Source organism: Janthinobacterium leeuwenhoeki, assembly GCF_051380795.1.
Classification (GTDB): Bacteria; Pseudomonadota; Gammaproteobacteria; order Burkholderiales; family Burkholderiaceae_D; genus Janthinobacterium.
In genome coordinates this window covers 68,808-92,672 of record NZ_JBNYXT010000019.1, presented here as the reverse complement: position 1 = coordinate 92,672, position 23,865 = coordinate 68,808, and the positions used below count along the sequence as shown (strand labels likewise).

The window sequence follows — 23,865 nt, the reverse complement described above, 5'->3', positions numbered from 1 at the left end:
GTTTCGCTGCTGGACACCCAGCAGCGCTTCCAGCTTGTGAAATGAACCGCCGTATGCGGAACCGCACGTACGGTGGTGTGAGAGGGCGGCTGAGGTAACTCAGCCCCCTACTCGATTTTTTTTACCTTTCGCAAATTCTGCAAAGCAACAGTTTTCCTCGAATTATTGCAGGTAAAACATTCAATTGCCAATACAATAATTTTATGTTGTAAAAAAACGCCATTGATCATTTTTAAAAACGACGATATTAATAAATATAAGACTGCAATTTAACATTTAAATTAAATATTCTTCTGTATCTATAATTTATTGCCAAATCCGACACGGTTGAGGTGCATTTTTTCTTGCTGAGACGACATAATGTTTGCCTCGACAAGTCATAAGTGCATTTATAACAATATTGCGCTAAGTAGTCTTCCACCTCCCACCGACGTGGTTCCGCCTACCGTACATGAGCACCGCTAGCCCTCTATCCGATGGCTTGATACGTGCTCGTGTACTGCTTGTCGTTATTAAAACTACTACGGAGTAATTGTTACAATGGCATTTAAAGAAAAAATTGGCGTGCGCAGCGTACGCCTGGCCCTGACCGTCCTGGCAGGTAGCGTCTTGTTCTCTGGCCAATCAATGGCGGACGAAGCAATTCAAAAAGTTGAAATTACCGGTTCGAGTATCAAGCGTATCGCCGTCGAAGGTGCACTGCCAGTGCAGCGCCTGACGCAAGAAGCGATCGCCCGTACCGGCGCCACCACCGTTGCTGATCTGGTGCAAAGCCTGCCAGCAATGCAAGGCTTCACCATCGGCGCCGTTGCCGCCGGTTCCAACTCGGGTGGCCGCACCAGCGCGTCGATCCATGACATCGGTGAAAGTTACACCTTGGTCCTGCTGAACGGCCGCCGTATCGCGCCACAAGGCTCGGGCACCTCCGTCAACCTGAACGCCATTCCGATGAGCGCGGTTGAACGCGTCGAGATCCTGACCGACGGCGCTTCGGCCCTGTACGGCTCGGACGCCATTGCCGGCGTCATCAACTTCATCCTGAAGAAAAACGTCCAAGGCGGCACCCTGGAAGCCACCTACGGCGGCCCGGAAGATAAAGGCGGCAACGCCTGGAACACCAACGTCACCTATGGCTTCGGCGATCTGGACGAAGACCGCTTCAACGTGCTGGTATCGTACCGCCACGACGAGCAGTCGAAACTGAAGGCAACGGACCGCAAGTTCGCCCGTTCGTCGTACATTCCTGTCAGCTACGGCGGCAAGAACTACATCTACGACCGCACCAGCTCCTCGACGGCACCGGCCAACGCCACGGTCGCGTTCAAGGACAAGAACACGCTGCCAGTCACGTTCAGCCCATACCTGGCAGCAAACAAAGGTGGTTGCGCGCCAAGCAACTACGTCATGGCAAACAATAACCAGGCTTGCGGCTTCGACGGCGGCTCGACGGTTGAAATCGTTCCAGAATCGAAACGCGACAGCCTGTTCACACGCGGCACCTACAAACTGACGGAAAACCTGAATGCGTTTGCCGAAGTTGCCCTGTCGCGCTACGACCTGACCGCGCGTATCGCCGCCAACCCGGTGCCGATCACGATCGCCAAAGATAGCGCCCTGTACAACACCTACGTCAAGCCTAGCCTGACGCCAGCGCAGCAAGCGGACGTCAAGACCGTCACCGCCAACTACCGCATGGTCGACTGGGGCACCCGCGCCAGCAACACCATCACCGACACCAAGCACTTTGTGGTTGGCGTAGAAGGCGAAGTGGGCGAGTGGAACGTGGAATCGGCCCTGACCTGGTCGCAAAACGCGATCGACGAGCGCTATGTTGGCGGTTACGCCAAGAACGCCGACTTCGTCGCGATGCAGCGAAATCCTCAGTTCAACCCGTTCCTGCCAGCCGGCAGCGCATCGCCAGAACTGCAAAAGCTGATCAATAGCTCCCAATTCAACGGTTCGATCCGTACGGCATCGACCACCATGCGCGGCATCGACGCACACGGTTCGCGTGAACTGTTCTCACTGCCAGGCGGCAAGGCTAACATCGGTATCGGTGGCGACTATCGTGAATACAACTACGAGCAATCGCCAAGCGCCGGCGCCAGCACCAGCACGATCTACAACTTCAACACGTCGCCACGTTACGACCTGACCCGCGAGACTTATGGTGTATTTGCCGAATTGCTGGCACCAATCACCAAAACGATCGAAGTGAGCCTGGCCGGCCGTTACGATACCGTGACGAAGATCGACAACGGTGTCGTCAACAAGTCCATCGGTAAAGACCAAAGCGCCAACACCTATAAAGTGACGGCACGCTGGCAGCCAATCCAGCAATTGCTGGTACGCGGCTCCTACGGCACGGGCTTCAAGGCGCCAAGCATGCTGGACATCGGCCAGCCCCTGGTCAACAACGGCTTCACCGCAAAACCATGGAACTGCCCGTTCCCAGGCGATGCCATGTGCCGTCCGCCAGCAACCCAGTACAACCAATTGGCTGGTGGTAACGAAAACCTGAAACCGGAAAAATCGAAACAGTACACCGTCGGTTTCCGTATTGAGCCAAGCTCGGCATTCTCGTTCGGTGCCGACCTGTGGGATGTGAAGATCACCGATGCGGTTTCGGCAGTGAGCGAATCCCAGGCCTTCAACAACCCAAGCCTGTACCGCGACCTGTTCGGCACCTACACCGAACCATCGACCGGCAATACCTACTATGCATTCAAGTCGCTGTCGCTGAACATCGGCCAAACGCATAACCGCGGTATCGACTGGGACATGACGGCACGCAAGCGCTTTGACTTCGGCAACTTCACGGCGAACCTGAGCGGCACCCATATGCTCAAGGCCGACTACACCGTGCCAGGTACCAAGGACCAGTGGACAACCAACATGAACTACTTCGGTATCACCGATGCAGTCACGTTCCGTAACCTGGCCAAGCTGAACCTGAGCCTGGAATCGGGCAAGCTGACCAACAGCGTCATCATCAGCTACCGTAACGGCTATACCGACGCTTCGGCCGAGGTAATGGACGCAGCGACCCGGAAACTGGAAAAAATCCGCCTGGCCGTGCCTTCGTACACCACCATCGACTGGCAAGGTCGTTATGTGTTCGACAGCAAGAAGTCGATCCGCGCTGGTATCAAAAACCTGTTTGACCGCGCACCACCGCTGTCCCTGCGCACGTCGTCGGGCCACCAGGTTGGCTTCGACCCACGCTACGCCGATCCAATGATGCGTTCGTTCTACATCACGGGCCAAATCAAGTTCTAAGTTGACTCTGTCAATCTGAACTGAATGGCGAAGGGCCTTGCAACTGCAAGGCCCTTTTTTTAATGCCGCGCCTGGCACCATGCACAGACGAAAAAAAGGAGCCGCAGCTCCTTTTCCGTACCTGTATAACTGCTTTTATGCAGTCGCTTCGCCACCCAGTGCTTCCACCACGTCGGCCATCAGCTTGGCGAGCTCGCCCGTCATCAGCATCACGTCGCCATCGAAACGCTCGTCGTCGTTCTTCGTGCTCGATTCCGTTTCCTTGATCACGTCCAGCGGCTTGACGCTCTTGATGGCCAGGGATTCGGTTAGCACGAAGGAAATCTTGTCGTTCCACGTCATGGCCAGGCGCGTGCATTGCTTGCCGGCCGCGATGTGGCGGCGCACGTCGTCCGCTTCCAGGGTGTGGCGCACGTAGCGCACGGTGGCCTTGCTTTCGCCCGTTGCCCGCAATTCCGTATCCATGTCGACCGTAAAGCCGGCCGGCGCGTCGTCGGCCTGCAGCCATTCCGTCATCACCGCCACCGGCGAGCGCTGCACGCGCAGGCTTTCCAGCGGCAGTTTGTCGACTGCTTTCAACAGCAGCTTGATGACTTCATCGGCCTTTGCCGGGCTGGCGGCATCGACCACCAGCCAGCCATTGACGGGGTCGATCCACGTCCAGACGTTGCTGCGGATGCTGAAGGCGCGCGGCAGCAACTCGTCGGCCACGCGCTCCTTCAATTCTTTCATGGCTTTCTTGCCAGGGGCAAAGCCTTGCGCTTCTTCCATCTCGGCAGCGCGGGCCTTGGCCACCTGGTTGATGACGGTCGCTGGCAACAGTTTCTTTTCCGTGCCCAGCAAGATCAGCATCTGCTTGTTGACCACATGGACCAGGCCGCCGTTCGGGCGTGGCGTATCCCAGCCCTGGCGCATCAGATCCATGCTGGTCGCCGGCGTAAATTTGTTCGAGGACAAGGCCTCTTCCAGTTGTTCTGGCGTATAGGCCCATGGTGCGGGCAGGCGGTAAATCTGAAGATTCTTGAACCACATAGTTTTTGTCTTCCGTTTGTTTCAGTAGTGCCAGGGGAACGCCATTCTACACTTTCGACATGAAAATGCCGTCAAAAGCGCGGTCTGGCGCGGTATGTGTCTTACAGGAAACGTTGCTACAGGGCCGGGAACAACTCGGCCTGGGCGGGAACCTGGCGCGTCACGATGGCCGGGTCGCACAGGGTCGAGATGCGCACGCCCAGCAGGCGGATTTTCTTTTCAAATGGCACGCGCCGCAAGCAATCGCGGCTGGCGCGCAGGATGGCGGCCGCGTCCGCCGTGGCGCTGGGCAAGGTAATGTCGCGCGTGACGGTGCTGAAATCCTCGAAGCGCAGCTTGATGCCCACCGTGCGCCCCGCCAGCGACTGTTTATCCAGGTCGCCCGCCACGCGCGTGCACAGGCTTTCCAGCTTTTCCGACAGGGTGGCGCGGTCGCGCACCACCTGCAAGTCGCGCTCGAACGTCGTTTCGCGGCTGACGGACTTGGTTTCCCGGCTCGTCTGCACGGGGCGATCATCGAGGCCCAGCGCCGCCTGGCGCAGCCAGCCCGTGTACAGGTCGCCAAACTGCGTGCGCAGCATGGCCATGTCGGCCCTGGCCAGCTCGCCGATGGTAATAATGCCCAGCGCTTCCAGCTTGGCCGTCGCCTTCGGGCCGATGCCGTTGATCTTTTTCGCCGGCAAGGACCACACGCGCGTTTCGATATCCTCGGGCGACAACATGGTGAGCCCGTCGGGTTTTTCCAGGTCAGAACAGATTTTCGCCAGCAATTTGTTCGGTGCCAGGCCGATCGAGCACGACAGGCCCGTCGCCTCGAACACGGCCGCCTTCAGGCGCGCCGCCATGGCCGGCGCCTGCTCGCCGTATTCGGTCAGGTCGACATAGATTTCATCGATGCCCACGTTCTGGATGATGGGGCACAACTGGGCCACGGCTTGCTTGAAGCGGGCCGAATACTCGCGGTAAGCCTCGAAATCGGCTGGCAACAAAATACTGTCGGGCGCCAGCTTGGCCGCCTTCATGATGCCCATGGCGGAAAACACGCCAAACTTACGCGCCGCATACGTCGAGGTGGTGACGACGCCGCGCCCCACGTAATCGCGCATGCGCGCAAACTGCCGCGTGCCGTCAATCTGTAGCACCGGTTGCTGCAAGCGCCCGCCGCCGATGACGACGGCTTCGCCGCGCAACTCCGGATATTTCAACAGTTCCACGGAGGCGAAGAAGGCGTCCATGTCCAGGTGGGCTATCCAGCGGCGGGCGGGTGGCTCGGGAAGTGGGGAGGCAGATGCGGTCAAGGACACCTCGCGGCAAGATACTGTAGTTATATACAGTATCGCTGGAAATGCCCATGGATGCAAGTTGAAACGCACGCGCACCGCAGTTGCTTTTCTCAATGACAAGATTACAATCCTGACACAACTATTCAAAGGAGTCGCCTTGTCCATCACCCATCACGCTGCGCGCCGCCGGTCCGTCTGGTCATCCATCCTGCCGGCCCTGCTGCTGTCCACGCTGGCGCCATCCGCGCTGGCCGCCGCCACTGCCACCGCACCTGTCGCCGCCAAGACGGCCTGGCAAGAAACGCGCCACGGCACGGTCGTCACGGACGACTACCGCTGGCTGCAAAAGAAAACCGATCCTGCCGTCATTGATTACCTGAATGCGGAAAACGCCTACACAGCCGCCGTCACGGCCCCGATCCAGCCGCTGGCCGACAAGGTGACTGCGGAAGTCAAGGGACGCATGCAGGAAGTGGACTTGTCCGTGCCTGCGCGCCAGGGCAATTTCTACTATTACACGCGCACGGAAGCGGGCAAGCAATACGCTATCCACTGCCGCCGCCCAGTCGGCGCGGGTGGCGCCTATGATGCGCAGGCGGCTGAGGAAATCCTGCTGGACCAGAATCAATTGGCCGAAGGCCACAAATTTTTTGCCGTGCGCGCGTTTGCCATCAGCCCGAATGAACAGCTGCTGGCCTACACCACCGACACGACGGGTTTCCGCCAGTACGAACTGCACGTCAAGGATTTGAAGACGGGCAAGTTGTTGGGCGATAGCATGCCGCGTGTCACGTCCCTGGCCTGGGCGGCGGACAATGCCACCCTGATGCTGACGCAAGAAGACGCCACCACCAAGCGCGCGGACCGATTGTTCCGTCTGGCCCTGGGCGGCACGCCGCAGCAGGTCTACCACGAGCCGGTGGAACAGTTCGCCATCGGCGTGAGCCGCACGCGCGACCAGCGCTACTTTGTGCTCACCGCGCGCAGCACGGATACCAGCGAAGTGCTGCTGCTGCCAACGAGCAAGCCGCAAGGCAGTTTCCAGTCCGTGCTGAAACGCGAAAAGGGTCACCGCTACGGCATCGAGCACCGCGACGGCCAGCTGTATATTCTCACCAACAAGGAGGCGAAGAATTTCCGCGTCGTCAGCGCGCCATTGTCTGCGCCGCAGCCGAAACACTGGAAGAGCGTCGTGCCGCACAACAAGGATGCCGTGATCCAGTCCATCGACGTCTTCCAGGGCTACCTGGTGGTGATGGAAAAGGCGCGCGCCCTGAACCGCGCGCGCATCTTTGATTTTGCGCAAAAGAATTGGAAGACGGTGCAGTTCGACGACCCCGTCTACCTTGCCACGGCGGCCGGCACGCCGGAATTTTCCGCCACGCAATTTCGCATGTCCTACCAGTCGCCCGTCACGCCGCCCACCGTCATCGACGTCAACATGCAAGACGGCAAGCGCACGGTGCTGAAGCAGCAGGAAATCGTCGGCGGCTTTGACGGCAGCCGCTACACCACGCAGCGCCTGTGGGTGAAGGCGCGCGATGGCGTGCAAGTGCCGCTGTGGGTCGTCTACAGGAAAGGCGTCAAGCTCGACGGTTCCGCGCCGCTGCTGCTGTATTCGTACGGCTCGTATGGCATTTCCACGGAAGCCAGTTTTGCCATCAGCCGCATCAGCCTGCTGGACCGTGGCGTCATCTATGCGCAGGCGCATATCCGCGGCGGCACCGACATGGGCGAAGCCTGGCATGAGGACGGCATGCTGATGAAGAAGAAAAACACCTTCAATGACTTCATCGACAGCGCCGACTACCTGGTGCGCGAAAAATGGACCAGCCCGAACCGCCTGATCATCCAGGGTGGCAGCGCGGGCGGCTTGCTGATGGGCGCCGTCGTCAACATGCGCCCCGATCTGTTCCACGCCGTGCATGCGGCCGTGCCGTTTGTCGACGTAATGAACACCATGATGGACGCCAGTCTGCCCTTGACGACGGGTGAATACCTGGAATGGGGCGACCCGAACCAGAAGGCGGCCTACGATTACATGCTCAGCTACTCGCCCTACGACAACATTGCACGCAAGAATTATCCAGCCATGCTGGTGACGACGGGCCTGAACGACAGCCAGGTCATGTACTGGGAACCGGCGAAATATGTGGCCAAGCTGCGCGCGCATAAAACGGACAGCAATCCCTTGTTGCTGAAAACGAATATGGGCGCCGGCCACGGCGGCGCGTCGGGCCGCTATAACGCCATCGCCGAGAACGCATTCAATATGGCGTGGATGCTGTCCCAGTGGAATATCACGGAATAATGGAAAAAAGCGCTTGCAGAAGGATTTCGCCCGTCCTATAATAGCGCCTCTTCCAGACGTGGTGACAAACGTCGGGATGGTTTTCTGAGACAAGCAACGGGTGCTTAGCTCAGTTGGTAGAGCGGCGCCCTTACAAGGCGTAGGTCGGGAGTTCGAGCCTCTCAGCACCCACCAAATCAGAAAACTGTCCAGTGCTTCATGGATCAGCAATACAGATCATACGAGCTTGGAGTGGTAGTTCAGTTGGTTAGAATACCGGCCTGTCACGTCGGGGGTCGCGGGTTCGAGTCCCGTCCGCTCCGCCAATAAAAGAAAAGCCCTTTGGTTCTCTGAACCGAAGGGCTTTTCCCATTTCAGAAGCAGAAAAAGCGCCAGTCCTCCCTCTCTCCGAACATTTTTGCGTTTTTCAGCAAAAAAACTGCTGTTAACCCTCAAGAATAGTTGCACAAGTGGGAAAGCGCCCCCTATAATAGTGCCTCTTCCAGACGTGGTGACAAACGTCGGGATAGTTTTCTGGGTATGCGGGTGCTTAGCTCAGTTGGTAGAGCGGCGCCCTTACAAGGCGTAGGTCGGGAGTTCGAGCCTCTCAGCACCCACCACCAATACAGAAAATTATCCAGTGCTTCATGGATCAGCAACACAGATCATACGAGCTTGGAGTGGTAGTTCAGTTGGTTAGAATACCGGCCTGTCACGTCGGGGGTCGCGGGTTCGAGTCCCGTCCGCTCCGCCAATAAAAGAAAAGCCCTTTGGTTCTCTGAACCGAAGGGCTTTTCCCATTGTGGGGTCAGATTCTCAACACCACCAACGTCAACTTCAGAGCTAACTTATCCGGGGGGCTGACCCCGGCTGTTAGAATCAGCCCGCCTCCTGACTCTGCCGCTCCTGCCTTGCCGGGCTTGCTCAGCCTCACGGCGCGCGGGCGTGTCGTCCTCGTCGTCCTGTCCATCCTTGCCTGGCGCCGGACGTGCCGCTGGCGGCCACGGTGGAAATATAGACAGGAAATACAGCTTTGCAGATCGACCAAGGACAGCTTACGATGCCGTGTTGCAAAATCCGGTGATCCCGGTGCCACCACCACCATAAAACGGCGCGCTTATTCAGTGCGCCAGGCTTATTCTTGGAGATTAATATGTTGAACACCCACCGCAGCGCCCTGGCGATGTTGTGCGCCGCCTTCGCCGCCTTCGCCGCCTCGGCCATCGCGGCCGGCCCCACGGGCACGGCCGCCGACTATGGCAGCAGCGCCCCGCACGCCGCCGCGCAGCGCAGCATCGAGCTGCAGCCCGACACCCGCCACATCAACGTCACGCGCGGCGAAACCGTCACCATCGCACGCGCCGGCCAGCGTTTTACGTGGCACGTGCAAACTTTCAGCAACAGGACCGTCTTCGCCCTGAGCGACATCGCGCCGAAGGACATGCCCGTCGATGGCGTGCAGGTGTATGTGGCCGGCAATCCCCTGTACGCGGGCAGCTGATTTCCTGCGCCCATAAAAAAACCGGAACCACCTTGCGGCGTTCCGGTTTTTTTACGGCAGGACAGCTTACGCCGTCAGCGCTTCCTTGGCTGCGGACTCTTCGACCACTTCCTCGTCATCCGAGCGGATCAGGTGGTCAAAGGCGGACAGGGCTGCCTTGGCGCCTTCGCCGGTGGCGATGATGATCTGCTTGTACGGCACCGTGGTGACGTCGCCGGCCGCAAACACGCCGGGGATCGAGGTCTGGCCGCGGGCGTCCACTTCGATTTCGCCGTGGCGCGACAGCGCTAGTGTGCCTTTCAGCCACTCCGTGTTCGGCACCAGGCCGATTTGCACGAAGACGCCTTCCAGCTCGACCTTTTTCGATTCGCCGCTGACCCGATCCGTGTAGCTCAGGCCATTGACGATCTTGCCGTCGCCGTGGATCTCGGTGGTTTGCGCCGAGGTGATCACGCTCACGTTAGGCAGGCTGTGCAGCTTGCGTTGCAGCACCGCATCGGCGCGCAGTTCCGCGCCGAACTCGATCAGGGTCACGTGTTTCACCAGGCCGGCCAGGTCGATTGCCGCTTCCACGCCCGAGTTGCCGCCACCGATCACGGCCACGCGCTTGCCCTTGAACAAGGGACCATCGCAGTGCGGGCAGTAGGCGACACCGTGGTTGCGGTATTCCTTCTCGCCCGGCACGTTGATTTCGCGCCAGCGGGCGCCGGTGGCCAGGATGACGGTCTTGGCTTTCAAGATGGCGCCATTCGCCGTTTCAATCTCGATCAGCTTGCCTGGCGTCAGCTTGCTGGCGCGCTGGGTGTTCATGATGTCGACGTCATAGGTCTTGACGTGCTGTTCCAGCGCCATGGCAAACTTCGGACCATCCGTTTCCTTGACGGAAATAAAATTCTCGATGGCCATGGTGTCGAGGGTCTGGCCGCCGAAACGCTCGGCCAGCACGCCCGTCTTGATGCCTTTGCGGGCCGCGTAGATGGCCGCTGCCGCGCCGGCAGGGCCGCCGCCGACGATGAGTACGTCAAAGACGTCTTTCTTGCTCAAAGCTTCCGCCTGGCGTGCGCCGGCGTTGGTGTCGAGCTTGGCGAGGATTTCCTCGACATTCGTGCGGCCCTGGCCAAAGTGCTGGCCATTCAGGAACATCATCGGCACAGCCATGATCTGGCGCGCTTCGACTTCTTTCGGGAACACGCCGCCATCGATGGTGGTGACTTTGATGCGCGGATTGATCACGGCCATGGCATTCAATGCCTGCACCACTTCCGGGCAGTTATGGCAGGAAAGCGAAATAAACGTTTCAAACTCGTAATCGCCGTCGAGGTTGCGGATCTGCTCGATCACGGCCTCGTCGAACTTGATGGTGTGGCCGCCCACTTGCAGCAGCGCCAGCACCAGCGAGGTAAATTCGTGGCCCAGCGGCACACCGGCGAAACGCACGCCGATGTCGGAGCCTGCACGGTTGATGCTGAATGACGGGACCCGTACGCCAGCGTCAAGGCGCTCGACCAGCGTGATCTTGTCGCTCAACAGGACTATCTCCTGGAGCAATTCCTTCATCTCGCGGGCTTTTGCGCTGTCATCGAGAGAAGCGACCAACTCAAGCGGATACACCACTTTTTCCAGGTAGGATTTCAGTTGGATTTTGAGGGTTGCATCTAACATGATTTTTTCTTCCTTTACAAATATTTAGGCGAATGCCGGGCCGGACGCCCGGTCCGGCATCGCGGTAACTACTTGTTTGCTACGTGCTGCATCGAGACTTAGATCTTGCCAACCAGGTCCAGCGATGGGGTCAGGGTTGCTGCGCCTTCCGTCCATTTGGCTGGGCAAACTTCGCCTGGGTGAGCGGCAACGTATTGAGCTGCCTTAACTTTGCGCAACAGTTCCGATGCGTCACGGCCGATGCCGTTGTCATGCACTTCCAGCACTTTGATGAAGCCGTCCGGGTTGATGACGAAGGTACCGCGCAGTGCCATGCCTTCTTCTTCGATCATGACTTCGAAATTGCGCGACAGGGTACCGGTTGGGTCGCCGATCAGTGCGTATTGCACTTTCTTGATCGCGTCCGAGGTGTCGTGCCATGCTTTGTGCGCGAAGTGCGAATCGGTCGAGATGCCGTAGACATCGACGCCCAGCTTCTGGAATTGATCGTGATGATCGGCCAGATCTTCCAGTTCGGTTGGGCAAACGAAGGTGAAGTCGGCTGGGTAGAACACGAATACCGACCACTTGCCTTTCAGCGACGCTTCCGTCAGGTCGACGAATTTGCCATTGTGGAATGCGGTTGCCTTGAATGGTTTAACTTGGGTATTAATGAGCGACATAGTCATTTCCTCTCGTGTGGTGAATCAGTAAGACTCTAGTGTAAGGGGTTTTAATCCATAAGCAAAATTGATTGTCACAATAGTTTCAATTGATTTTAGCTATCGTGACGCTATGGGAACTCCATGATAGGCAGTTCCCACAGGATTGGATAGCGGTGACAGTCGATACCCCTGTCGCCGCCTGGTGTTTAGTTTTTAAGCGAGTCTGGAACTTTTCCCCCGTTTTCCGCCAGCTTGATCATCACCTGGCGGTGCAGCCAGATGTTCATGCTGGCCGAGTCATTGGTGTCGCCCGTGAAGTGCAGCTCTTGCGCCAGTTCCTTGCGCGAAGCCAGGCTACTGTCGAGTTGAAGCAGTTTCATCAGGTCGACGATGGACGTGCGCCAATTGAGTTTTTCCGCGTTCTTGCTGGCCAGGTCGACCAGCACCACTTCCACGTCCACCACGGGCACGGCAGCCGCTGGTGCCGCAGGTGCAGGTGCGCCCGCCGGTGCGGCGGCAGGTGCGGTCGTGGCGGCGGCCGGCGTGGCGGCCGGAGCGGCATCGGACGAATGGTGGAAGATCTTATTGTAGATATTGCTGAAAATGCCCATGAGGTCACCTCGAGTTGAGTGAATGGAAGAAGAATTGCCTGCGCACCCGGTGTAAGTACCGGTGACAGCAAAGCCGGGCGCAGGCGCCAGCCTGTCGAGTATAAGCCCGTTCAAGCCGGGAGCCCTGTCCCGCAGGCTTGCGTCAGATCTGGTGGCAGGGCACACCTGTTTCAAGGGTGCAAGGGCCGCCGGGCGCGCAACAGCGCATCGAACGCTTCGATGGCCAGCGGCGGCGCAAACAGCTCGCCTTGCGCAAAATCGCAGCCGATCTCCAGCAGCCGCGCGCGCTGCTCTTCGGTCTCCACGCCTTCGGCGATGACCTGCAAGCCCAGCTTGTGGGCCATGGTGACGATGGCTTCGCACAGCACCAGTTCGCTGGCGCCGGGCGCCAGCTTGCGCACCAGCACGCCGTCGAGCTTCAGGTAATCGATGCCGCACTGCTGCAGCTGCGTCAGCGAGGCCTGGCCGCTGCCGAAGTCGTCGAGGGCGATCTGCAAGCCCGCTTCGCGCAAGTGCTGCAGGCGCGGCGCCATGCTATTGCCGCCAGGTAAAAGTACATCTTCGCGCAGGTCGAGCACGATGGCCGAGGCCGGCACCTCGAGCACCATCAGCTGGCGCAACCAGGTGCCGGGCGCCTCCACTTCGCGCTGCAGCTCCAGCGGCGACTGGTTCAGGCACAGTTGCAGCCCCGGCAAGCCGATGGTGTGGCCTTGCGCGCGCCAGCGCAGCAGTTGCGCGGCCGCCGTGCGCAGCACCCAGTCGCCGATCTCCACGATCAGGCCGCTGCTTTCAGCCAGCGCCAGGAAATCCGGCGGGCATACCACACCCCGTTGCGGATGCTGCCAGCGCAGCAAGGCTTCCGCCTTGGCAAGTTTTCCGCTATGCAGCTCGACGATGGGCTGGTAATACAGCTGCATCTGCTGTTCGCGCAGGGCCGCGCGCAAGTCCGCTCCCAGGCGCATGCGGTTGACGGCCGCCACCTGCATGGCGGGCGTAAAGTAGCTGTAGCGGTTGCGCCCCGTCCCTTTCGAGACATACATGGCCTGGTCCGCCTGCTTGAGCAAATCCTCGATCGTGCCCGCGTCGTCCGGATACAGGGTGATACCGATCGAGGCCGAGACGAAGGCCTGCTCCTGCCCCAGCAGGAAAGGTGCCAGCAAGCCGTCGAGTATCTGCCGCGCGATGCGGTCGACTTGCTGCAGATCATCGAGGTCGGACAGGATCACCGTGAATTCATCGCCGCCCAGGCGCGCCACCGTGTCCGTCTCGCGCACGCCCACGCGGATGCGCCGCGCCGCTTCGATCAGCAAGATATCGCCCTGGTGGTGGCCCAGGGTATCGTTGACTTCCTTGAAATGGTCGAGGTCGATGAACAGGATGGCCACGCGGCTCGCATCGCGCCGCCCCTGGGCCAGCGCCTGACGCAAACGCTCGTGGAACATGCGCCGGTTCGGCAATTGCGTCAGGGTATCGAAATTGGCTTGTTGCCAGATCAGCGCTTCCGTTTGCCGCTTGTCCGTCACGTCTTCCAGCATGCACAGGTGGTGCGGGCCGCCATGGCGCGCCGTGGCGATGGCCGTCACCGACGCATCGACCCACACCACGCCGCCATCGGGACGCACGATGCGCTTGGCGTGGCGAAAGCCGTGCAGACTGCGTGCCAGCAGCTGCGCCACCTGCTCTTGCTCGCCGGCCACATCGTCGGGATGGCTGATTTCCATCCAGCTCGTTTGCTTCATGTGTTCCAGGCTGCGCCCGCTGATGGCCAGGTAGCGTGGATTGATGTCGAGAAACTGTCCGCTCACGGTATCGATCAGGGCGATGCCCATGGGCGCTTGCTCGAACATGGTGCGAAAGCGCAATTCTCCCTGGCGGATGGTGTCCTCCGTGCGGCGGCGCTCGCGCGCCAGGTTGTTGAAGTGAAAGCCGGCCGACACGGCCAGCAGGCTGCCCGCCAGGCCCAGCGACAGGTACAGCCAATCCAGGTCGGCGCCTGGCACGGGGCGGTACAAAAAACCCTGGTAGGCGCGGCTGTCCGTGGCATTGCGTGGCAGCACGCCCATGCTGGCATACGTCTCGGCGATGTGCTGCCAGCGCTGGGGATTCATGTAGCCAAGTTCCACCAGCACGGGCTGCAGCAGCAATTCCATCTGCTGCGCCTCGTACAGCAGGTGCGCGCGGTCGTGGCGCTGGCTGTACTTGGCAAGAATCACGCGCGCCATTTCCTCGCGGTGCGTCATCGCGTATTGCCAGCCGCGCAGGCTGGCCGCGCGGAACGCTTGGACACGCTCGGGATGGCGGCGTAGTTCGTGCTCGCTGGTAAACAGGTTGTCGCCGTAGAAATCGATGCCAGCCGTGCGCGGCGTAAACTGGTAATAGGGAAAGCCCGCCCGGTCCAGATAATCCGGTTCGTTGGTGGAATACGCGGCAATCGCATCGACCTTGCCATCGATCAAATCGTCGATACGGTAGCTGGGCCGCAAGTGGCGCATCTGCTGCGGCGCGACGCCCATTTTCCCCAGGAACAGCGACACTTCATCAGATGCGGCCGCCACATCGTTGGCCGCGCCTATCATCACGGGCGCCCCCACCAGCTTGCGCACGTCGGGCGCGCCGCCCTGCTGGCGCATCAGCAGCACGCTGGGCGAATGCTGGAACACGACGGCCAGCACCACCACGGGCTTGCCCGCCAGCCGGCTGAGCAACAAGGTGCTGTTGCCCACGCCATACTGGGCTTGCCCCGTCAGCACTGCCTCCTCGGCACGCGGCCCGCCGCTGCCTTCGACCAGCGTGACCTCCAGCCCCGCCTCACGGTAATAGCCTTGCTCGATGGCCGCGTAATAGCCGGCGAACTGGAATTGATGCGTGAAATTGAGGTGCAGGGAGACGGCTTCCAGCGCCCGGGCGGGCGTGGCCAGGCACAGCAGCAGGAAGAAAAAGCCGCGCCAGCCGTGCACAAGCCTGCCGGCGGGCGGCAAGACAAAGCGGAAAGCGTCGGGGGCTTTCATCGGCATGGCGGAACACCACAGGAAGCTGCCGAGCTGGCAGGGTACGGCTATTGTAGCCGCCCCTTTTGCCGATGGATAATTATTTCAGTGAGGACAATAGCGTTGATGTTTTTGGCAGACAATTTCGCGTTTGTTTGCGCTAGAAAACGACGCCGGCCACCAGAATGACGTTGGCATACGGACTGCATTCCCCCGTGCGCACGATGGCGCGCGCGCTCTTGGACAGCTGCTTGAACTCCTCGTGCGTCACCTGGCGTGCATCGGGCAAGGCCAGGGCCGTCACCTGCGCCGCCATGGCCGGGTTGTGCTGCGGCAACTCGCTGGCCAGCAAGTGATACTCGACCTGCATTTCGCTCAGCACGGTGTTCACGGTATCGATGAAGCCGGGGATGCCGCGCGTCAGGGCCAGGTCGATCAGGGGCACGCCCGGCTGCGATGGCAAGCCCGCGTCGCCGATGACGAGCATGTCGCCATGGCCGAGCGATGCGATCAGTTGCGACAGTGCAATATTAAGCAAAGGTGATTTTTTCATGGGCGTGGTGTCGTTAGAACAGCTCGTGCAAGTAGGGGATCGAGGTTTGCGCGCCGTGCTTGGTGACGCTCCAGGCGGCCGCGCGCTGGCCTTGGCTGATCGCTTCGGCCTCGTCCATGCCGGACGCCAGGCCCGCCACAAAGCCGCCAATAAACGTGTCGCCGGCGGCCGTCGTGTCGACGGCTTGCACCACTTCGGCCGGGAACGTGGTATCGCCGCCATACAGAGCCGCATGCACGCCCTTGGAGCCGAGGGTGATGATGACGTTGTCGCTGCCCAGCTTTTGCAGGGCGGCCGCCAGCGCCTTGGCATCCGCACCTTCCGGGCTGACGCCGGCCAGCATGGCCGCTTCGATTTCATTCGGAATCAGGTAGTCGACCAGTTCCAGCACGCCTTCCGGCAGGCTGGCCGCCGGCGCCGGGTTCAGCACCACGGTCTTGCCCAGCGAACGGGCCAGCTTGATCGCGTGCACGACGGTGGCCATCGGCGTTTCCAGCTGCAGCACGACGATATCGGCCTGTTCGATCAGCTCTTTTGCCGCGTCAATGTGCGCGGGGCTTAATAAATCGTTGGCGCCGCCGGCGATCACGATGCTGTTCTGGCCATTGTCATCGACCAGGATGGAAGCGATGCCGGACGCCACGCCGGGCAAGGTGGTGATGTGGCTATCGATGATGCCGTCGCCCACTAACGCCGCGCGCAGGGTCGCGCCGAACGCGTCATCGCCCACGCAAGCGACCATGGCCACTTGCTGGCCACCGGCCTCAACCTTGCCGCTGAGGCGCGCGCAGGCCACGGCCTGGTTGGCGCCCTTGCCGCCAGGAATGGTTCGAAAAGCGCCACCCGTCAGGGTTTCGCCGGGGAGGGGCATGCGCGGCACGCGCAAGACCAGGTCCATATTGATGCTGCCGATAACCACGATCATGATGTCATTCCCATCAGTTCAGTTGCAGGTGAAGAAGTAGGTGCGGAAGAAGTGGCAGTGGCGGCCACGCTGGAGCCGCGCACATGCAGTTCAGGCGCGATGCTGCGCTGCTGGCGCGGCAAGGCGGGGTCGGCGATGCGTGCCAGCAGGCAGGCAGCCGTGATATGCCCCAGCTCGCGCGTATTTTGCGCCACGCTGCTCAAGGCCGGATGCACGAAGCTGGCCAGGTCGATATCATCGAAGCCGACGACAGCCAGGTCCACGGGCACGGCAATGCCCCGCTCGGCGGCGGCGCGCAGGGCGCCAAAGGCCATCAAGTCGTTGCAGCAGAACAGGGCGTCCGGGCGCTGGCCTTTCGGCAGCGCCAGCAAGTCCAGCGCGGCCGCATAGCCGCCCGCGCTCGTGAAATCGCTATGCCGGCACAGCGTATCGGCCAGAACTACGCCCGCGTCCGCCATGGCGCTGCGCGCGCCGGCTATGCGGTCGTTGGAAATGCTCACTTCGCGGGGACCGGCGATGCAAGCGAGGCGCCGGCGTCCCAGCCCCAGCAGGTGGCGCGCGGCCAGCACGCCGCCGGCGCGGTTGTCGACCGCCACGGCATCGATGGACAGGTCGCTGGGCGCGCGGTCGAGCAGCACGGCCGGCACCTTCATCTTGCGCAGCAATTCGCCGTCGCTGTCGGCCAGCGCAGACAGAATCAGGCCGTCGCAGCGCTTGGTCAGCAGCACGTTCAGGTAATCGCGCTGCTTGACGGGGTCGTCATCGGAATTGCACAAAATCACGCTGTAGCCGGCCGCGTAGCAGCTGTCCTCGATGCCGCGCGCCACTTCCGAAAAATACGGGTTCGTATTATTGGGAATGATCAGGCCGATGGTGCCCGTGCTGCGGCTGCGCAGGGAACGCGCCAGCGCGCTGGGCACGTAATGCAATTGCTCCGCTGCCGCCAGCACGGCGCGGCGCGCCGCGTCGCTGACGGGGCGCGTATTGTTGAGGACGTGCGAGACGGTGGTAAACGACACCCCCGCCGCCTGCGCCACTTGCTTGATGGTTGCCATGGGACGCGCTTTCTCCTGTGATTATGCGCGTTCGCCGCGGCGGCGGTAGGTGTCGAGCACCACGGCGGCGACAATCACCAGCCCCGTGACGATGCGTTTCACGGGTTCCGACACGCCCACTTGCGCCAGGCCCGCTTCCAGCACGGAAATGATCAGCACGCCAATAAACGTGCTGATGACGGAACCGCGCCCGCCCATCAGGCTGGTGCCGCCGATCACGACGGCGGCGATCACTTGCAATTCCATGCCCACGCCGCCGTTCGGGTCGGCCGCTTCCAGGCGCGACACCTGGAACAGCGCGCCCACGCCGGCGAGAAAGCCCATCAAGGCAAACACCAGCACTTTCGACGGTTTTGTGTTGATGCCGGACAGCCGCACGGCTTCTTCATTCGTGCCGATGCCGATCCAGTGGCGGCCCAGCACCGTGCGCGTGAGCACCAGGTGGCCGATGACAACGATGGCGATCGAGGCGATGAAGGCGGGCGACAGGCCAAAGGCGATCGGCGAGCTGATGCCGTCCACGGCGCTGCCGATGTATTCCGTGCGCGAATTGGTCACCTGATATGCCATGCCGCGTGCCATTTCCAGCACGCCCAGGGAGACGATGAACGAGGGAATGCGCCAGCCGACGGAAATCAATCCCGTGGTGGCGCCGCACAGGGCGGCGACGAACATGCCCAGCAGGGCCGCGCTCCACACGGGCCAGCCCCAGTGCACGACGGCCAGCGACAGCACGGAAGCGGCCAGCGCCATCACGGAACCGACGGACAAATCGATGCCGCCAATGATCAGCACAAAGGTCATGCCGACAGCCATCACGACGAGCGTCGGGATATTGTTCGACAGGGTACTCAAGGTCGCCAGGGTAAAGAAGTTCTCGCTGGCAAACGAGAACAGCACGCACATGGCGACCAGGGCGCCGATCAGGCCCGCATAGTTTTTCAGGTCGGCCAGGCTGCGCTGCAGATACGAAGGAGAGGAATGAGTGGTCATGGGAATCTTTCCGGCGGATCAGGCCGCAGCTGGAGTGGAAGTGGGGGTCAAATAGCCGGAGAAGGCGGCCGACAGCAGCGCGTCCTGGCTCCAGGCGCCGCGCTCGAAGGTGTCGACGATGCTGCCGGCGCTCATCACGGCGATGCGGTCGCAGATCAGCATCAGTTCGCGCAAGTCGCTGGACACAATCACGAGGCCCTTGCCCTGGCGCGCCTGTTCAGCCAGCACCTGGTAAATATCAAACTTGGCGCCGATATCGATGCCGCGCGTGGGCTCGTCGAACAGCATCACGGGACAGTCGCGGTACAGCCAGCGGGCGATTACTACCTTTTGCTGGTTGCCGCCAGAGAGCTCCGCCACCGTTTGCGCGCTGTTGCGCGAACGGATGCCCAGGCGTTGAATGTAATCGTCGGCCACAGACGCTTCGGCCGCGTCGTTGAGCCAGCCTGCGCCACTGACGGTATCGAGCGACGCCAGGGTCGTGTTGACGGCGATGGACTGGCGCAACAACAAGCCCTGGCCCTTGCGGTCTTCCGTGATCATGGCGATGCCCGCTTTCACTGCTGCCTGCGGCGAGGTCAAGGCGGCGGGCGTGGTGCTGTCACCGAGGAAAACGTCACCGGCATCGGCGCGGTCGGCGCCGAAGATCAAACGCAGCAATTCCGTGCGGCCCGAGCCGATCAGGCCGGCGATGCCGAGGATTTCGCCGGCGCGCAAGTCGAACGAGGTCGGGTTGACCACCTTGCCGCGCGCCAGGCCCCGCACGCGCAGCAGCGGCGCACCTAACGTGCGGCCGCTCAAGTCGATGGCATCGTCGGCCGAACGGCCTACCATCAGGCTGACCAGGTCGGCGGCGGAGTGGCCCGCGATGTCGTCGTCGCACACCAGTTGCCCATCGCGCAGCACGGCGATGCGGTCGGCCACGCGCTTGAGTTCTTCCAGGCGGTGGGAAATATAGATGATGCACACGCCTTCGGCTTTCAGGCGTTCAATTTGCAGGAACAGCAACTCCACTTCGCGGTGCGTCAGCATGGCTGTCGGTTCATCTAACACCAGCAAACGGCAAGCGCCGATCAGGTTGCGCGCGATCTCGATCATTTGCTGGTGGCCGATGCCCAGTTCGCCGACCAAAGTCCACGGGTCGAGGCCGCCCAAGCCCACTTTTTCCATTTGTTCGCGCGCATCGCGTTCGAGGCGCGTACGGTCGATGAAGCCTAAGCGCTGCGGCAAATTTTTCAAATACAGGTTTTCCGCGATCGACAAAGTGGGAATCAGATTGAGTTCCTGCATCACCATGCGGATGCCCAGCGCCTCGGCGGCGCCGCGCGAGGCGGGCTGGTAAGGCTTGCCGTCGAGCAGCATCGTGCCCGTGGTGGCTTGCTCCAGGCCGCAGATGATCTTCGACAGCGTGCTCTTGCCCGCGCCGTTCTCTCCCGTCAGCGCCAGCACCTGGCCAGGGGCGAAGCGCAAGCCCACGCCACCGAGGACGGGGCCGACATAGGACTTGCCGATGTTATCGAGCGTTAACAGGGGAATGGCGGCTGGCGCCGGTGAAATGTCGGTGGGCATGATAAAACTCCGCGGTAGTGGCGGCGGGGCCGGCGCTGCCTGCTCGATGAGCAAGCGGGCGCCGGCCCCGGCGGGATCAAACGATCAGGCGATCAGGACTTGGCGCCCTTGGCGACCAGTTCGACCTTGGTTTCGATGACGCCACCAAGCTCGGCCTGTTTCTTCTTCTGCGCCAGGGCTTTCAGCACGGTTTCGATGCCGAACACGGCTTGCTGCGAACCGAACTGGTCGGCGGTAGCCAGCACGCGGCCATCGGCCAGCATCGGCTTGATGGCGTTGATGTTGTCGTAACCGACGACCAGCACTTTGCCCGTCTTGCCGGCCGCCTTGATGGCGGAAATGGCGCCGATGGCCATGTTGTCGTTACCGCACAGCAAAGCCTTGATATTCGGATTGGCGTTCAGCATGGCGGCCGCCACCGTGTTGGCGGGGGCGATTTCCCACTGACCCGATTGCACGCTGACAACCTTGGCGCCGGCCGCGTTCATGGCGTCCTGGAAACCCAGGGTGCGCTGCTGCGCGTTGTAGGTGGTGGAGACGCCTTCGATGATGCCGACCGGATCGCCCTTCTTGATCTGCTGGGCCAGGAAGTCGCCGACCACCTTGGCGCCCTTGCGGTTGTCCGGGCCGACGAATGGCACGGAAATACCCTTCTCTTTCAGGGCGCCCGCGTCGAGCTTGTTATCGATATTGACGACGATGATGCCCGCGTCGATGGCTTTTTTCAGTACTGGCACCAGCGCTTTCGAGTCGGCCGGGGCGATCACCAGCGCATTGACGCGCGAAACGATCATTTGCTCGACCAGCTTGATCTGGCTCGACGTATCCGTTTCATCCTTGATGCCGTTCGACAGCAAGTCGTACTTGGCAGCATTGGCCTTCTGATGCGCCTTGGCGCCATTTTCCATGGTCAGGAAAAATTCATTGGCGAGCGACTTCATCACCAGCGCCACCTTCGGTTTGGCTGGCGTCTGCGCCATCGCCGGCACGGCGGGCAAGGCACACACGAGGACAGCGGCGGCAATCATTTTCAGGCGAATACGGGATGTCATGGGCGTCTCCAAAGTTGTTGGTCAAGCACGTGTACTGCATGCTTTTTAGGAAATTCGTTGCGCGCAAACGTTTGCGCGAAGCGAATAGTGCCTCAATGCCACACATCAGTGCAAGCAAAACTGTATGTGCGGTGCAGCAAAAAGGCAGCGCCCGGAGGGAAATAGGCAGGCTGATACGCTCAGCCTGCCGGAGAGAAATGCGCGGAAGTCAGGACTTTGTTGCGGGACGGGCACTGGCCCACTGCACGGCCAGCACGCTGGCCAGCACCAGCAGCAAGCCCAGCATCGACCAGCCCGTCATGGCTTGTCCCAGCAAGGCCCAGCCCAGCACGACGGCCATCAGGGGACTGAGCAAGCCCAGCGAGGAGACGGCCACGGGAGACAGCCTGGCGATGCCGCGGAACCATAGCGCATACGCCAGCAGGGCGCCGGCCAGGCACAGGTAGGCGTAGGCGAAGACTTGCGGCAGCGACAAGGCAGGCAAGGGCGCATCGGCCAGCCAGGCGACGGGCGCCAGCATCAGGCCGCCGAGCAGCAATTGCCAGCCCGTCAGCGCCAGCACGGGCAAGTCCGGCTTCCAGCGCCGCGTCAGATAGGTGCCGGCCGCCATGCACGCCGTGCCGCCCAGCGCGGCGGCGATACCGATGGGTTCCCACACCGTGCGCGGCGACAACAGCAAGACACCCATGCCGGCCACTCCCAGCACGCTGGCCAGCAGTGCCAGGCGGGCCGGACGGCGCCCTTCCACGCCCCAGGCCAGGCCCATCACCAAGAGCGGCTGGATGGCGCCCACCACGGCCGCCAAGCCGCCCGGCAAGCGGTAGGCAGCCACGAACAGCAGCGCCTGGAACACGCCGATATTCAGTGCCGACAGGATCAGCACGCGTATCCACTCGCGCCGCGCGGGCAGGCGCCGCATCAGGAGCAGCAACAGCAGGCCGGCTGGCAGCACGCGGATCAGGGCCGCCGTGAAAGGCCGGTCCGGCGGCAGCAGTTCGGACGTGACGATATACGTGGAACCCCAGATCAGGGGCGCCAGCGCCGTGAGCAGAATATCGCCCCAGGCGGGGCGGGTAAAAGAAGAGGCCATAAAACTATCTCGACATTAAGATAAAGTGGAGTGTGGTCGCAAACTATCTTGATGTCAAGATAAATGCCTGCCTCCTCTGCTTGCATGGCGGCGAAAAAAAGACCCGACGGGCGGCCGCCAAAGCGGAAAGCGCTCTTCAGCTTGTCCAGCATGCCCGCGCCCTGCACGGCCGGCGCTTTGCCTATCACACCGCTCATGGCTGCCTGGCTCATCTGCGCCTCGTCAATGACTTGCCACTGTTTGTCGACCAGCGCCAGCGGCAGTCGCACTTCCAGGTCGCCGTCCGGCAAGCGTTGCAGGATCAGCGCGCGATCCGCCGACTTGGCGAACCACGCCGCCTCGTCGGCGGTCAGATGGGCGTTGATGGCGCGACTGAAACTGCTGGCCGAGTCGACACTGGCGCGTTTCCACTGAATCTGGTCGTATTGCCGCAAATGCTGCAGCATGGCGTCATGGATGCGTTGCCACACACCGATCTGTTGCCATGCGGGTAGACGGCAGTGCGATACAGGTTCTTGCCCACCCCCGTGCGCTGGGGCTTGACCAGGAGGACGGTGGCGAGGAACAGCAGCACCGTGATACTCGGCCACAGCAAGCGCTTGGCCAGCAGGAAGCCGGCGAACGGCGGCAGGCCCGCGTTCGCTTCGGCGGACGTGAAGTAGCGCGTTCTCCGGCTATCACTTAAAGGTAATAACATATAGGCAATCGGGGAAAAGTTATCTTTTTGCGAGCAACAGTGGAAATGCAGGGCTGAAAGACAGGAGGGACAGATGCGTGATGTGGTGCTAGACTCGCCAACTCAGTGACGCCAGTTGGCGGAAAGACGGGACTATGCCGGTATTACAGAACATGACTTTGCGCGCCATTGCCCCGGGCGAAGAGGGCGCATTGGCGCAGCTGTTCCAGCTGTATTGTTACGATAATTCGTCCTGGAGCGGCGAGGCGCTGCTGGCCGATGGCCGCTATGATGTGTGCGATGCGGGGCTGGCGTCGTATGTGCATGCAGCAGGCCATACGGCCAGCTGGATCGAGGTAGATGGTGAGCTGGCCGGTTTTTTCATCACGGAGCCCGGCATGGCGGGTGAGCTGGCGGTGCAGGAGTTCAGCGACTTTTTCATTCTGAAGAAATACCGGCGCCGGGGCCTGGCGCTGGAAGTGGTGCGCAGGGTGCTGCTGGACAGCGCGCAGACGTGGCTGGTGGCGACGTTCCGCGCCGATACCGCTGCCTGCGCGTTCTGGCGGCAAGCGTTTGCGCGCCTGCCGTTTGCCAGTGTCGAGGCGTACGACGATCCGGACTTGCCGCAGTTCCTGCTGACCTTGCTGAAACCAGCGGCTTGAG

Annotated in this window: 18 protein-coding genes and 4 tRNA genes; 8 read left to right on the top strand and 14 right to left on the bottom strand. The window is 61.3% G+C overall.

What is annotated here, in order from left to right:
* Positions 1-540: 540 nt before the first annotated feature.
* Positions 541-3,279 carry a TonB-dependent receptor gene (locus ACQ4WS_RS16045; RefSeq protein WP_436477811.1) on the top strand — a complete coding sequence of 913 codons (2,739 nt, stop codon included), beginning with the start codon at positions 541-543 and terminating at the stop codon, positions 3,277-3,279.
* Between the two features lie 135 nt (positions 3,280-3,414).
* Here the strand turns inward: ACQ4WS_RS16045 and ACQ4WS_RS16040 are convergent, their stop codons facing one another.
* Both ACQ4WS_RS16040 and dinB read right to left on the bottom strand, forming a co-directional pair.
* Complete coding sequence (locus ACQ4WS_RS16040) at positions 3,415-4,311, bottom strand: recombination-associated protein RdgC (protein ID WP_102120956.1); 897 nt, start codon at positions 4,309-4,311, stop codon at positions 3,415-3,417.
* A 116-nt stretch (positions 4,312-4,427) separates the two neighbouring features.
* Complete coding sequence (gene dinB, locus ACQ4WS_RS16035) at positions 4,428-5,609, bottom strand: DNA polymerase IV (RefSeq protein ID WP_436477808.1); 1,182 nt, start codon at positions 5,607-5,609, stop codon at positions 4,428-4,430.
* 142 nt (positions 5,610-5,751) lie between these two features.
* Here dinB and ACQ4WS_RS16030 point away from each other — a divergent pair, with 142 nt between their 5' ends.
* The 6 genes from ACQ4WS_RS16030 (at position 5,752) to ACQ4WS_RS16005 (ending at position 9,385) form a co-directional block, all read left to right on the top strand.
* Positions 5,752-7,905, top strand: a complete 2,154-nt coding sequence (locus ACQ4WS_RS16030; RefSeq protein WP_436477806.1) for a S9 family peptidase — start codon at positions 5,752-5,754, stop codon at positions 7,903-7,905.
* Between the two features lie 98 nt (positions 7,906-8,003).
* Positions 8,004-8,079 (top strand) — tRNA-Val (locus ACQ4WS_RS16025).
* Between the two features lie 54 nt (positions 8,080-8,133).
* A tRNA-Asp gene (locus ACQ4WS_RS16020) sits at positions 8,134-8,210 on the top strand.
* A 218-nt stretch (positions 8,211-8,428) separates the two neighbouring features.
* A tRNA-Val gene (locus ACQ4WS_RS16015) sits at positions 8,429-8,504 on the top strand.
* Between the two features lie 57 nt (positions 8,505-8,561).
* Positions 8,562-8,638: transfer RNA gene (locus ACQ4WS_RS16010), tRNA-Asp, on the top strand.
* A gap of 399 nt (positions 8,639-9,037) precedes the next feature.
* Positions 9,038-9,385 carry a CzcE family metal-binding protein gene (locus ACQ4WS_RS16005; protein ID WP_436477804.1) on the top strand — a complete coding sequence of 116 codons (348 nt, stop codon included), beginning with the start codon at positions 9,038-9,040 and terminating at the stop codon, positions 9,383-9,385.
* A gap of 66 nt (positions 9,386-9,451) precedes the next feature.
* On the opposite strand, the gene ahpF is transcribed toward ACQ4WS_RS16005, so the two are convergent.
* The 12 genes from ahpF to ACQ4WS_RS15945 form a co-directional block, all read right to left on the bottom strand.
* On the bottom strand, positions 9,452-11,047 hold the full coding sequence (ahpF, locus tag ACQ4WS_RS16000) for an alkyl hydroperoxide reductase subunit F (protein ID WP_436477802.1): 1,596 nt from the start codon (positions 11,045-11,047) through the stop codon (positions 9,452-9,454).
* A 98-nt stretch (positions 11,048-11,145) separates the two neighbouring features.
* The gene (gene ahpC / locus ACQ4WS_RS15995; protein ID WP_436477800.1) at positions 11,146-11,709 is read right to left on the bottom strand and encodes an alkyl hydroperoxide reductase subunit C; all 564 of its coding nucleotides are present in this window, start codon (positions 11,707-11,709) and stop codon (positions 11,146-11,148) included.
* A 188-nt stretch (positions 11,710-11,897) separates the two neighbouring features.
* Positions 11,898-12,302 carry a DUF3597 domain-containing protein gene (locus ACQ4WS_RS15990; protein ID WP_436477798.1) on the bottom strand — a complete coding sequence of 135 codons (405 nt, stop codon included), beginning with the start codon at positions 12,300-12,302 and terminating at the stop codon, positions 11,898-11,900.
* Positions 12,303-12,472: 170 nt separating this feature from the next.
* Complete coding sequence (locus ACQ4WS_RS15985) at positions 12,473-15,316, bottom strand: EAL domain-containing protein (protein WP_436477796.1); 2,844 nt, start codon at positions 15,314-15,316, stop codon at positions 12,473-12,475.
* A 133-nt stretch (positions 15,317-15,449) separates the two neighbouring features.
* Complete coding sequence (gene rbsD, locus ACQ4WS_RS15980; protein ID WP_436477794.1) at positions 15,450-15,842, bottom strand: D-ribose pyranase; 393 nt, start codon at positions 15,840-15,842, stop codon at positions 15,450-15,452.
* 13 nt (positions 15,843-15,855) lie between these two features.
* The gene (rbsK, locus tag ACQ4WS_RS15975; RefSeq protein ID WP_436477792.1) at positions 15,856-16,767 is read right to left on the bottom strand and encodes a ribokinase; all 912 of its coding nucleotides are present in this window, start codon (positions 16,765-16,767) and stop codon (positions 15,856-15,858) included.
* Positions 16,764-17,822 (bottom strand): LacI family DNA-binding transcriptional regulator, encoded by a 1,059-nt coding sequence (locus tag ACQ4WS_RS15970; RefSeq protein ID WP_436477790.1) that lies wholly within the window; start codon positions 17,820-17,822, stop codon positions 16,764-16,766. Before ACQ4WS_RS15970 ends, rbsK begins: the two co-directional genes overlap by 4 nt.
* Positions 17,823-17,843: 21 nt before the next feature.
* Positions 17,844-18,815, bottom strand: coding sequence for an ABC transporter permease (locus ACQ4WS_RS15965; protein ID WP_436477788.1), 972 nt, complete (start codon positions 18,813-18,815; stop codon positions 17,844-17,846).
* 18 nt (positions 18,816-18,833) lie between these two features.
* Entirely contained in the window at positions 18,834-20,384 is a 1,551-nt protein-coding gene (locus tag ACQ4WS_RS15960) for a sugar ABC transporter ATP-binding protein (RefSeq protein WP_436477786.1), read from the bottom strand.
* A gap of 92 nt (positions 20,385-20,476) precedes the next feature.
* Positions 20,477-21,436 carry a sugar ABC transporter substrate-binding protein gene (locus ACQ4WS_RS15955; RefSeq protein ID WP_436477784.1) on the bottom strand — a complete coding sequence of 320 codons (960 nt, stop codon included), beginning with the start codon at positions 21,434-21,436 and terminating at the stop codon, positions 20,477-20,479.
* A 208-nt stretch (positions 21,437-21,644) separates the two neighbouring features.
* Complete coding sequence (locus ACQ4WS_RS15950; RefSeq protein ID WP_436477782.1) at positions 21,645-22,526, bottom strand: EamA family transporter; 882 nt, start codon at positions 22,524-22,526, stop codon at positions 21,645-21,647.
* Positions 22,463-22,996: a hypothetical protein gene (locus tag ACQ4WS_RS15945; RefSeq protein WP_436477780.1), complete on the bottom strand. Its 534-nt coding sequence runs from the start codon at positions 22,994-22,996 to the stop codon at positions 22,463-22,465. The genes ACQ4WS_RS15950 and ACQ4WS_RS15945 overlap by 64 nt, the downstream gene beginning before the upstream one ends.
* A 361-nt stretch (positions 22,997-23,357) precedes the next feature.
* Between ACQ4WS_RS15945 and ACQ4WS_RS15940 the strand changes: the two genes are divergently transcribed.
* Positions 23,358-23,864, top strand: coding sequence for a GNAT family N-acetyltransferase (locus ACQ4WS_RS15940; protein ID WP_436477778.1), 507 nt, complete (start codon positions 23,358-23,360; stop codon positions 23,862-23,864).
* Position 23,865 lies beyond the last annotated feature (1 nt).

Excerpts from the sequence above, each read along its gene's own strand:
- ACQ4WS_RS16005 (WP_436477804.1), top strand. The coding sequence starts at position 9,038 with ATGTTGAACACCCACCGCAGCGCCCTGGCGATGTTGTGCGCCGCCTTC.
- ACQ4WS_RS15990 (WP_436477798.1), bottom strand. The coding sequence starts at position 12,302 with ATGGGCATTTTCAGCAATATCTACAATAAGATCTTCCACCATTCGTCC.
- ACQ4WS_RS15960 (WP_436477786.1), bottom strand. The coding sequence starts at position 20,384 with ATGCCCACCGACATTTCACCGGCGCCAGCCGCCATTCCCCTGTTAACG.
- ahpC (WP_436477800.1), bottom strand. The coding sequence starts at position 11,709 with ATGTCGCTCATTAATACCCAAGTTAAACCATTCAAGGCAACCGCATTC.
- ACQ4WS_RS15955 (WP_436477784.1), bottom strand. The coding sequence starts at position 21,436 with ATGACATCCCGTATTCGCCTGAAAATGATTGCCGCCGCTGTCCTCGTG.
- ACQ4WS_RS15985 (WP_436477796.1), bottom strand. The coding sequence starts at position 15,316 with ATGCCGATGAAAGCCCCCGACGCTTTCCGCTTTGTCTTGCCGCCCGCC.
- ahpF (WP_436477802.1), bottom strand. The coding sequence starts at position 11,047 with ATGTTAGATGCAACCCTCAAAATCCAACTGAAATCCTACCTGGAAAAA.
- rbsD (WP_436477794.1), bottom strand. The coding sequence starts at position 15,842 with ATGAAAAAATCACCTTTGCTTAATATTGCACTGTCGCAACTGATCGCA.
- ACQ4WS_RS15950 (WP_436477782.1), bottom strand. The coding sequence starts at position 22,526 with ATGGCCTCTTCTTTTACCCGCCCCGCCTGGGGCGATATTCTGCTCACG.
- rbsK (WP_436477792.1), bottom strand. The coding sequence starts at position 16,767 with ATGATCGTGGTTATCGGCAGCATCAATATGGACCTGGTCTTGCGCGTG.
- ACQ4WS_RS15940 (WP_436477778.1), top strand. The coding sequence starts at position 23,358 with ATGCCGGTATTACAGAACATGACTTTGCGCGCCATTGCCCCGGGCGAA.
- ACQ4WS_RS16045 (WP_436477811.1), top strand. The coding sequence starts at position 541 with ATGGCATTTAAAGAAAAAATTGGCGTGCGCAGCGTACGCCTGGCCCTG.
- ACQ4WS_RS15965 (WP_436477788.1), bottom strand. The coding sequence starts at position 18,815 with ATGACCACTCATTCCTCTCCTTCGTATCTGCAGCGCAGCCTGGCCGAC.
- ACQ4WS_RS15970 (WP_436477790.1), bottom strand. The coding sequence starts at position 17,822 with ATGGCAACCATCAAGCAAGTGGCGCAGGCGGCGGGGGTGTCGTTTACC.
- ACQ4WS_RS16040 (WP_102120956.1), bottom strand. The coding sequence starts at position 4,311 with ATGTGGTTCAAGAATCTTCAGATTTACCGCCTGCCCGCACCATGGGCC.